2 protein-coding genes are annotated in these 2,036 nt (G+C 33.8%); both read right to left on the bottom strand.

Going from position 1 to position 2,036, the window contains the following annotated elements:
- Window positions 1-47: 47 nt before the first annotated feature.
- A complete protein-coding gene (locus ACKI2P_RS03550) occupies window positions 48-1,379 on the bottom strand; it encodes a prephenate dehydrogenase (protein WP_407375075.1) in 1,332 nt (443 codons plus the stop codon).
- Window positions 1,380-1,524: 145 nt separating this feature from the next.
- Window positions 1,525-1,932 carry a winged helix-turn-helix transcriptional regulator gene (locus ACKI2P_RS03545; RefSeq protein ID WP_407375073.1) on the bottom strand — a complete coding sequence of 136 codons (408 nt, stop codon included), beginning with the start codon at window positions 1,930-1,932 and terminating at the stop codon, window positions 1,525-1,527.
- Window positions 1,933-2,036 lie beyond the last annotated feature (104 nt).

The raw sequence follows: 2,036 nt of genomic DNA, 5'->3' as shown, positions 1-2,036 counted from the left end.
TTTCTATTTTTTCTTAAATATTTTCATTTCAATTTTATTAAGTTAAATTATTTTCTAATGGTTCCACCAATTCCTTCAATGAATTCTTCAACATAATCTTTTTCTTCCCTTTCGAATACTGTGTAATGGAATGTATAGCTTGTTTGAGAATCGTCAATTTGTTCTCCATTATAAACATCAATGAGTTCTACATCAATGACAGGCTCAATATTCCTAAACATCTCAAGCAAATATTTCTCATCACATTTTGAAGGAAGTAGTACTGACAGATTAAAATTCTCCAGTTGTAGGTTATCCTTTTTCCATTCAAAGACCTCATTTTCAGACATTATGTCTACATTAGAAAGCTTAAAGCAAATTTCATCATTGTTCCCAGTTTCCAGTATTACATTCTTTGAACCGACTTCCTTCACAATTCCCATATGCACGTTTTCAGAGTGTTGGTGCTTTAATCCAACTTCCTTACCTATGGATTTTGCCAAGACATTTGATTTCTGGGTTAACATGCTTATTGCCTTGTCTGAGCGAGCCAAAGCATCTTCATGATCATCCAAATGCTTTGCTGATTCAACTATGGATTTGACAAAGTCGTCCTCTTTTCCTCCCTCAATCAAATTTGATAGGTATATGCTTTCCTTTATCAACGCTTCCCTTGCATTTGATGTTTCAAGGTTATTTTTTTGTATGGAATAGTAAAGATAAGGATTTTGATAAACCACACGACTGACCATATCCAGCATTATTGTGTAGACAGGGCTTGAAAAGTTTCTGGATTCCTTGACATTGATATTTAGCTTCCTTATTGTTGAAGCAAGGCTAATGTATGAAAAGTGAGTTAATCCTTGGACGATGCTCATATATTTGTCATGTTCATTCGGTGTTGTGATTACAACTTCACAATCGGTTTTATCTAAATAGTCCTTTACACGAGGCAACCACTTAGGGGACCTGTTTTCGATAGGGGTCAATATGATGATTTGCCTTTTGAGGGTAGGGACTCTTGGACCGAACATGGGGTGGCATGGCAATATCTCTGCATTTTCTGGAGCATATTTCTTTAAGGCTTCTGCTGGTTCAGTCTTTACACTTGTCACATCCATCAGTAATGACCCTTCAGGGGCATGTGGAGCCACTTCCCTTATGGTTTCCACCATATGCTCTATAGGTACGCTGAAGACAATGATATCTGCATCCTTTATCGCTTCAATGTTATTGTTGCTGTATTCAACACCTATTTCCTCTGCAACTGGTTTTCCAGAGCTTTCGTCACGGCTTGTTATGCGTATGTTGAAGTCATTTTTCAGGTGTTCCGCAAACCACTTGCCTAAACCGCGTGTACCTCCAATGATTGTCATATTGCTTTTATCGTTATGTGTCATATTCGCTCCCCATTATTCATCATGCTATTATTGTAATATCAAATGGTTTTTCATTAAAACTTTCCAATCCTATTTTTATTAAATTATATATTAATCCTTTTTGATAATTTATTTATAACTTTTCATAACTTTTTAATCTATTTTTTTATTCGATCTGTAAAATTTCCTTATACATTTCCTTCAATTCATTTTTAGCATGTTCTGAATAGTGTTCGTTATCCTTATCGTTTTCTATTGCAAAGAGCAGCAATTCATAAAAGACCTTATTGAATGACCTGCCTTTTTCTGTTAGGAAATATTCTGTATTCTTAGGCTCTTCCTCATCAATTTTCTTATAGATTAAACCATTTGTTTCCATTGTTTTAAGGCATCTGGATAATGATTTGTTATCCAGTGTTTTTCTATTGGTTTGAAATTCATTGAAATGACTTTTTCCTAAAAACAAGTCTCTCAATATATGCAGTGTCCATTTGTTGCTGAGATATTTCACTGCATCTTCAACAGGATTTCGTTCATACTTCTTTTCATAATATTTCAGTTTTCTCTCATCCATATTTAAATATTGGTTTTTAAATGCTAATAAGTTTTCCATATGAAGTTATAAAATCAAACATGCATTATTTTAAACGAATCGGATTGGAAAATCATTTATTTTAA

It is taken from the genome of Methanobrevibacter sp., assembly GCF_045541095.1.
Classification (GTDB): Archaea; Methanobacteriota; Methanobacteria; order Methanobacteriales; family Methanobacteriaceae; genus Methanocatella.
The sequence above is the reverse complement of the archived record's forward strand: the minus strand, read 5'-3'. Positions and strand labels throughout refer to the sequence as shown.